The 7,984-nt window shown below is 73.6% G+C and carries 9 protein-coding genes; 5 read left to right on the forward strand and 4 right to left on the reverse strand.

Translation table 11 applies throughout. From position 1 onward, the window contains the following. Positions 1–167: 167 nt before the first annotated feature. The gene (locus ACFV0G_RS08675) at positions 168–452 is read right to left on the reverse strand and encodes a hypothetical protein (RefSeq protein WP_380543808.1); all 285 of its coding nucleotides are present in this window, start codon (positions 450–452) and stop codon (positions 168–170) included. 221 nt (positions 453–673) lie between these two features. On the opposite strand from ACFV0G_RS08675, the gene ACFV0G_RS08680 reads away from it, so the two are divergent. Further along, positions 674–2,470, forward strand: coding sequence for a hypothetical protein (locus ACFV0G_RS08680; protein WP_380543811.1), 1,797 nt, complete (start codon positions 674–676; stop codon positions 2,468–2,470). 8 nt (positions 2,471–2,478) lie between these two features. Further along, positions 2,479–3,384, forward strand: a complete 906-nt coding sequence (locus ACFV0G_RS08685; protein WP_380543814.1) for a hypothetical protein — start codon at positions 2,479–2,481, stop codon at positions 3,382–3,384. An 83-nt stretch (positions 3,385–3,467) separates the two neighbouring features. On the opposite strand, the gene ACFV0G_RS08690 is transcribed toward ACFV0G_RS08685, so the two are convergent. Next, positions 3,468–4,520: a medium chain dehydrogenase/reductase family protein gene (locus ACFV0G_RS08690; RefSeq protein WP_380543817.1), complete on the reverse strand. Its 1,053-nt coding sequence runs from the start codon at positions 4,518–4,520 to the stop codon at positions 3,468–3,470. A 149-nt stretch (positions 4,521–4,669) separates the two neighbouring features. Here ACFV0G_RS08690 and ACFV0G_RS08695 point away from each other — a divergent pair, with 149 nt between their 5' ends. From ACFV0G_RS08695 to ACFV0G_RS08705, 3 genes are all read left to right on the forward strand, one after another. Then, positions 4,670–5,233: a TetR/AcrR family transcriptional regulator gene (locus ACFV0G_RS08695; RefSeq protein ID WP_380543820.1), complete on the forward strand. Its 564-nt coding sequence runs from the start codon at positions 4,670–4,672 to the stop codon at positions 5,231–5,233. Between the two features lie 122 nt (positions 5,234–5,355). Then, positions 5,356–5,664, forward strand: a complete 309-nt coding sequence (locus tag ACFV0G_RS08700; RefSeq protein ID WP_380543824.1) for a DUF1905 domain-containing protein — start codon at positions 5,356–5,358, stop codon at positions 5,662–5,664. A 198-nt stretch (positions 5,665–5,862) separates the two neighbouring features. Next, positions 5,863–6,816, forward strand: coding sequence for an NmrA/HSCARG family protein (locus ACFV0G_RS08705; RefSeq protein WP_380543827.1), 954 nt, complete (start codon positions 5,863–5,865; stop codon positions 6,814–6,816). Between the two features lie 35 nt (positions 6,817–6,851). Here ACFV0G_RS08705 and ACFV0G_RS08710 read toward each other — a convergent pair whose 3' ends face one another. Further along, a complete protein-coding gene (locus ACFV0G_RS08710; RefSeq protein ID WP_380543830.1) occupies positions 6,852–7,244 on the reverse strand; it encodes a VOC family protein in 393 nt (130 codons plus the stop codon). 10 nt (positions 7,245–7,254) lie between these two features. Next, positions 7,255–7,984: RNA-guided endonuclease TnpB family protein (locus tag ACFV0G_RS08715; protein ID WP_380543833.1), on the reverse strand; the 730-nt coding region annotated here is incomplete at its 5' end.

Consider the following 7,984-nt stretch of genomic DNA (forward strand, 5'->3'; position numbering starts at 1 on the left):
CGCGGGGGGGGGGGGGGCGCGGGGGGGGTTGGTGTGGGAGCCGTGCGTCTGCCGGCGTCCCGCGCATTCACCGCGCCGGGCGGGGCGGGGCGCCGCGGGCCCCGCCGGGCCCCGCGGCCCGCTCCGTCGCCGGCACGCCGGGTACCGCCGCCCCGCCGCGGAGGCCGCTACCCGGCGGCCACGACCTGCCCGGCCGTGACGAGGGGAGGGTTGGGGAGCAGGGACGCGAGGTTCTCCCGCACGAATTCCGCCGCCCGCTCGACCGACTGCTCGGCCCCGGCCCTGTCCTCGAAGACACTGGTGGAGACCATCACGCCACCCCCGGCGTCGACGAAGTAATAGGCCACGAATCCCGGAACCTGCCGAAGGACGGGGATGAATCCCTCGGCCACCCGGCGTCCCGCCTCCGCGGGGTCGGTCACTCCTTCGTACCGCCGCACTGCTGCGTACACTCTGGCTCTCCTCACGGCCCCGGGGAATCACGTGCGGGACGACATACCCCGCCGGGCGCTCCACGCTCGCACGACGTCCTGAAGCCACTCGAACAGCCGCACCGGCGGGCCGGTGCGGGCCTCCGTGACCCCGCGTCACCCGGACGCGTGACGGGTCGTTGCGTCCGCCGTGCCGGTCGGGGAGGGAGGGTGGTGCGGACGGTCCGCGAGAGGGGTTGGCCATGCTCGACTACCACGGCGACTGCGTCGCGCTCGGCGAGTTCGCGTCCGTGCTCGGCGCCGCGAGCTTCCCCGACCCCGCGGTGACCGCCGCACAGCAGGAGGCGCTGGCCGCGGTCGGTCAGGAGCCCGGTGCGGCGCTGCTCGGTGCCTTCGTGCAGCAGGTGCTCTGCCAGGCCTCGGCGGACGGCTGGGAGCTGGGGCTCCTGCGCCGGGCGGCCGACCTGTGGAACCGCGGGCGGGACCTGTGCGAGCAGCTGGGCACGGTCCGCGCCGACCTGGAGGGCGCGCTGGAGAATCCCGCCGACCCCGGGTCGGCCAACCGCTTCAACACGGCCGCGGTCGGGGCGCAGGAGTTCGCCAACTCCGTGATCGGCATCCGCACCGACGTCGACACCCTGCGCGCCGACGCGCTGACGTTCGAGCACCTGCCGCCGCACCCGCGCCAGGACGACCTCGGCACCGCGGACTGGGACTGGGGCAACCTCCAACTGGCGCGCCGCACCGATGCGTTCGTCCGCGCGCTGTTCGCCGCGGCGCAGGGCCCGAGCGGGCTGGCCTTCGCGGTCGGCGCGGCGTCCTCGTACGGGGCGAATGCCGCGGGCTCGGCCTATCTCGGGCACACGGTCGGCGGCCCCCGGCGGTCGCACCGCCACCGTGACCGCCTCGCGCGCAACACGGTCGGCAGCTGGCTGGCCGCGAACCACGCCGGGGCGCTCCGGCCGGCCGCGATGGCCGACCGGGTGCGGTTCGGCGCTCCCGGTGCGCCCGAGCTTCCCGCCGAGCTCGCCGACCTGATCGGCGCCGCGGTCACCGCCGCCTTCGACACCACCCGGACGGTGCCGGTGCCCGACCTGCACCTCGGCTACCGGCGACTGCTCGAACACCTCGACCTGCTGGACGGGTTCGCGATGCCGTCCGTCCCGGCCCAGCCGGGCCAGGTGTTCATGCAGGCGCTGTGGAGCGATCCGTCGTCCCCGCCGCCGACGCTCCGCCCGCAGGACGTCGACGTGGTCGGCCAGGACGGCGGCGGCGTCGCCGTGAAGTACGGGCCGGACGAGCCCGGCTCGAAGAAGCCTGACGGCTCGGACAGCTCCAAGACGTCGTCGGGCTGCGGCATCCTCGTCCTGGCGATCATCCTGATCGACCTGGTGCAGGCCTTCGTCCAGTGCATCGGGCAGTGGGCGAACCACCACACCTGCACGTTCTGGGACAACATGCTGCTGAAGAAGGTCTGGGAGCAGGACCCGCCGGACCCGCGCGATCCCACCAATCCCGGGGTGAGCCGACAACAGCTCACGGCGATCGCGGTCTCCCCGCAGGCGACGCAGCTGGTGGGCCTGCTGTTCGACGCGCACGAGCAGGCGTGGGAGGCGATGGACCGGGCCCGGACGTTCCTGACGACCACCGGCCTGATCTACCCGGCCGCCACCGCGGGGCTCCCGCTGTACGAGCAGTTCACCTCCGTGCCCGCCGTCGAGCTGTGGCCGTTCCGCGAGGAGGCGCAGCCGGTGGACGCCTACCACGCGTTCCCCGTCTCGGCGATCGAGCACCCCGTCAGGTCTCCCTCGCCGTACCCGCTCGGGGCGGCGCCGAAGGCCTTCCTGGACGCCGGTTCGCCGCTGCAGGCCGCAGCCGTGTCGCTCGGCCTGTGGGCGCAGATCGCCGCGGGTTCGCAGGACGGCCGCAACCTCGACCTCGATGCCGACCGCGGCCACGGCCACCCCTGCTGGGCGGCGGCCGGCTCCGTGGGCAACGATCCGGTCCAGGTGGTCGTCCTGGACTACACCGACCAGTAGGAGCCGCGATGAACCAGCCCGTGGACCCGCCCCGCGGCGAGCCCGGCGAGGGGCCGCCCGACACCCGGCCGTACCTCTGCGTCCCGTACTGGACCGCGCCGCTCTCCCCCGGCGGCGGCTGGGACACCGGGCAGGTCCGGCCGCTGCCCGGCTCGGTGGTCGGCTACCTCTGCGAGTCGATCCACCCCGGGCCGTACCAGCCGGGGCAGCCGCTCGACGTGCGGGTGTCGGTGCGCAACTCGGGGGGCGGCAACGCGGCCGCCCTGGCCACCGTGGTGGTCTACTGGGCGGACCCGACCGTGGGCTTCGCGAAGCCGAACTTCTTCGCGGCCTCGGTGGTCTCCGTGCCGCCGAGCCGTACCGCCCCGGCGGTGGCGACCACCCCGACCATGACGGCGACCATCCCGGCCACCGCACCGGCGCACGTCTGCCTCGTGGTGGCGGTCTCGCACCCGCAGGACCGTGCCGGCACGGTGTGCGACCCGGCCGGCGACCGGCACTGGGCGCAGCGCAACCTGCAGGCGGCGACCGTCGCCCCGGGTGCGCCCGCACTGCTGCCGCTGACGGTCGCCAATCCGCTGGCGACGGAGGGTGCCTTCGAGGTCCGCGTCGGCCCTGCGTCATCGAGCCACGCCGCGCTGGTCGGGCGGGAGGTCGGGACGGTGCCCGCGGATGCCGCAGCCACCGTTCGGCTGCTGGACGCCGAGGGCGGGCAGGCCGGCGAGGGCGGCCGGGAGGCGCGGCTGTCGCTGGGCCTCGGCCCGCACGAGTCACGGCAGTTCCAGGTCCTGGTCGAGGTCGCCGACGACCTGCCGGCCGGCCGGAGCCTGGCGCTGGAGGCCGCGCTCCTCGGCGACGACGGCGAGCGCACCCTCGGCTCCCTCGGCACCGTGCTGCTCGCGCCGCAGGACTGACGACGCCACGGAGCCGCGGGGCCGGGTCCGTCGTATCGCTCGCACCGGTCGACGGCGGCGGCCCACCACGACTCCCGGACCTGCTAGGGGTGCAGGACGATCTTCCCGGCGACGGTGCCGGACTCGGCCAGCCGCATCGCCTCCGCAACCCGCGTCAGCGGCAGCGGGGGGGCCACGTGGGGGCCTACCTCCCCGTGTTGCTGGGGGGCTAAAAACTCGGCGTGGGGGGCGCGACGCCGGGCGCGTAAGCGGCCCGGGGCCCAGGCCCGACCGGCCCACACGTTGTAGAAGCAGGCGTGCCGGCGGTTGGGCAGCGCGTTCCACAGCCAGACGCGTCCCAGCAGCTTGAGCACGGGCCACTGCTTGGAGCCCTGCGCGTCGCGGGTGGAGGCGCTGCCGTACGAGACGAGCGTGCCGCCGGGCCGCAGCAGGCTCCACGAGCGGACGATGCCGTCACCGCCCACGTGGTCGAAGACCGCGTCCACTCCTGCGGGGGCGAGTTCGCGGACCCGGGCCGCCACGTCCCCGTCGCGGTAGTCCACCGGGAGGACGCCCTGCCGGCGAAGGGCCTCGTGGTGGCGCGGGGAGGCGGTGCCGATCACGGTGGCGCCCGCCGCGCGGGCGAGCTGCACCAGGACGGAGCCGACGCCGCCGTTCGCGCCGTGCACCAGGACGGTCCGGCCGCTGCGGACCCGGGCCCGGCGGTGCAGCATCTGCCACGCGGTGATGCCGTTGACCACCAGTGTCTCGGCCGACGCCGCGTCGATGCCCTCGGGGACCTCCACCACGTCCTGCGCGTCCAGGCAGACGTGGCTCGCCCAGCCGCCGACCTTGACCAGCGCCGCCACCCTGGTGCCGACCAGGCCGGGGTCCACCCCCGGGCCCGCCGACCGGACGGTGCCGACCAGGTCGTAGCCGGGCACGAAGGGGAACGGCGGCTGGTCGTAGTACCGGCCGCGGCGCATCTGCTGCTCCGCGAACGAGACGCCGGTGGCCTCGACCCGTACCAGGACCTGGCCCGGACCCGCGGCCGGGACGGGCCCGTGCCGCAGCTGGAGGCCCTCCGGCTCCACCGTCCCGGGCAGCACGACCTCGACCAACTGCTCGGACATCTCCTGGCGCATGACGACCTCCATCGGACTCGCTACCGGACCGAGCTTGTTACTCGGTTTTGCGTTCGTTAGAAGTTCTAACTCACCAGAGCGGTGAGTGTCAACAACTACCGTGATAGCCTCTAACCAAGACGTCACGGTGTAGCCACCCGCAGCCGGAGAGGACACAGGCCGTGTCAGAGGACGGGACGACCCCGCGCGAGCGCTACCGCACCCAGATCCGTGCGGAGATCAAGGAGCGCGCCCAGCAGCAGATCGCCACCGCCGGTGCCTCCGCGCTCTCCCTGAACGCGATCGCCAAGCAGATGGGCATGAGCGGCCCGGCCCTCTACCGGTACTTCGCGGGGCGCGACGAGCTGATCACCGAACTGATCACGGACGGCTACCGGAGTCTCGCCGACGCCTTCGACGCAGCCGCCGGGGCGGGCGCCGACCTCGCCGGCCTCGCCGCCGCCCTCCGCCGCTGGGCACTGGAGGACCCCCAGCGCTACTTCCTGCTGTACGGCACCCCCGTCCCCGGCTACCACGCGCCGCCGGACACCACGGCGATCGCCTCCCGGATCATGGCCACCCTCCTCGACGCCTGCCCCCCACCCCGCGCGCAGGACCGGGCCCTCGCCTTCTGGACCCGCCTCCACGGCGTGCTCTCCCTCGAACTCGCAGGCCACTTCACCGGCATGGACCTTGATCCGGCCCTCCTGTACACCGCCGAGGCCGAGAGCCTCCTCCGCCTCTGACCTGCCGCCACCCGGCGATCGCCGCAGCCCCGCCCGACGGGCGCGGGGCGCGACGAACTCCCCCGCACGGCACCACCGGTACGCTGCGGTCTCCAGGCTTCCCCCGACGAACGGACCGACCCATGGACCTCGCCTTCGCCGGCCACGTGATCGAGTGGCGCGGACCGTCGCCGTTCTACTTCGTCCCCGTGCCGGACGAGCAGTCCGCCGACATCCGCGAGGTCGCCTCGCTCGCCACGTACGGCTGGGGCGTCATCCCCGTCGAGGCCCGGATCGGCGGTACCGCCTTCGCGACCTCGCTCTTCCCGAAGGACGGCGGCTACCTCCTTCCGATCAAGAGTGCCGTCCGCAAGCCGCAGGGCCTCTCGGCGGGCGACGAGGTGAGCGTCGAGATGACGGTCCGCCTCGACCGCCGGACGGCCGGGGCGTAGCCCCTCCGCGGCAGCCCACCCGCGCCGCGGGGCCGTGCCGCCGCTGGGGCGGAACGGGCTGCGGGCGGCCGTACGGCGGCGCACGGGATCGGAGCCGCGCTGCCCGATCCGGCCGCGGCTCGGTTTGCCGACCGCCGTGATCTGGGGTGCGCTGGATTCTGCCGCGCCCGCACCGGGGGCGGGTGGAGGAAGGGCACCGTGACCGAGAAGAAGATCATCACCGTGTTCGGGGCGACCGGGCAGCAGGGCGGCGGCTTCGCCCGGGCGGTCCTCGCGGACGAGAGCAGCGCTTTCACCGTCCGGGCCGTCACCCGTCATCCCGACTCCGACCACGCCCGTGAACTGGCCCGGCTCGGCGCGCAGGTGGTCCAGGCCGACATGGACGACCCCGCCACCCTGGGAGCGGCCTTCGAGGGCGCGTACGGCGCCTACCTGGTGACCAATTTCTGGGAGCACATGTCGGCCGAACGGGAGAAGACCCAGGCCCTGGCACTGGCGAACGCCGCAGGCCACGCCGGTGTGCAGCACGCGATCTGGTCCACGCTGGAGGACACCCGCGCGTGCATCCCGGTCGACGACCCGCGCATGCCCGTCCTGCAGGGCTCCTACTCGGTGCCGCACTTCGACGCGAAGGCCGAGGCCGACCAGTTCTTCACCGACGCCGGCGTGCCCACGACCTTCCTGCGCACCACGTTCTACTGGGAGAACCTGCTGGGCGCCTTCAGCCCGCAGCGCGGCGAGGACGGCACCCTCCAGCTGGTCTTCCCGATGGGGACCAGCCGGCTCTCCGGCATCGCCGTCGACGACATCGGCCGGACGGCGCTGGCCCTCCTCGAGCGCGGCACCGACCTCATCGCCGCCACCGTCAGCATCGCCGGCGAGCACCTGCCCCTCGCCGACATGGCCGCAGCGCTCACCGAGGCCGTCGGCGTACCGGTGCAGTACCGGCCGCTGACCCCGGACGCCTTCCGCGCGCTCGGCTTCCCCGGCGCCGACGAGGCCGGCAACATGTTCCAGTTCTACGCCGACTGCGAGGACCGCTTCACCACGGCCCGGGACCTCGACGCCGTCCGCGAACTCAACCCGCAGCTGCAGTCGTTCGGCACCTGGCTGACCGCCCACGCCGACGAGCTGCGCGCGGCCTGGAGCTGACCCGGCCGGGCGCCGGTCCGGATTCCTCGTCCGCCTCACCCGGAGGCGGGCAGGCGGCGCAGGACCTCGTCCCCCTCCAGGTCCTCCAGGTGGGTGAGGAAGACCCACAGATGGCCGGACGGGTCCCTGAGGACGGCCGTCCGGTCGCCGTGGAACATGTCGGTCGGCGGCTGGACGATCGCGGCACCCGCCACCCGCGCCCGACGGGCCAGGGCGTCGACGTCCGGCACGAAGACGTGCAGGGTGACGCTCGTCCCGCCGAGCGGCACCGGCGCGGCGAAGCCGGCACCGTCCGCGTCCGCCGGGCCCGCATCGCCGAGCATCAGGACGGACCGCCCGATCGCGACCTCCGCATGCAGGACCCCGCCGCCCGGCGCATCGAGCCGGAACAGCTCCCGAGCCGAGCACCGAACGCCCGCTCTTGACATCCTCTCCGCCCTAAAGGACGGAGATTCCCGCCTGCCCCGCCGTTGACCGGCTCGACTTCGGGTGGGTTCCTGCTTCTTCGCGCTGTGCCGGGATTTCTCCCGGTCTTACCCGCGCTCGACAGGCTGATACCGCCAGTCCGGCGGTCTTGGCGACGTTGACCGCCGCGTTGATGTCCCGGTCAAGGACGGCACCGCAGGCACCGCACGTCCACTCGCGGACGTTGAGGGGCTTGGGGCCGTCCTTGACACCGCACACGCAGCAGACCTGAGAGGTCGGCTCGAAGCGGCCGATGCGGTGGAAGGACCGGCCGAACTTGGCGGCCTTGTACTCCAGCATCGTGACGAACGCCGACCATCCGGCGTCGTGGACGGACTTGGCCATGCGCGTGCGGGCGAGTCCTTTGACCGCCAGGTCTTCCACTGCCACCGCTTGGTTGTCGCGGAGGATCTGGGTGGAGAGCTGGTGGTGGAACTCGCGCCGCGCGTCAGCCACCCGTGCGTGAGCGCGGGCGACCTTGATGCGGGCCTTGGTCCGGTTGCTGCTGCCCTTTGCCTTATGGGCCAGGCGCTGCTGTTCGCGCTTGAGTTTCTTCTCGGCCCGGCGCAGGAAGCGAGGGCTGTCGATCTTCGTGCCGTCGGAGAGGGTTGCAAAGTGTGTCAGGCCCAGGTCGATGCCGACCGCGCTGTCCGTGGCGGGCAGCACCTCGGGCTCCGTCTCCACTACGAACGACGCGAAGTAC

The organism is Kitasatospora sp. NPDC059571 (assembly GCF_042735675.1).
Taxonomy (GTDB): domain Bacteria; phylum Actinomycetota; class Actinomycetes; order Streptomycetales; family Streptomycetaceae; genus Kitasatospora.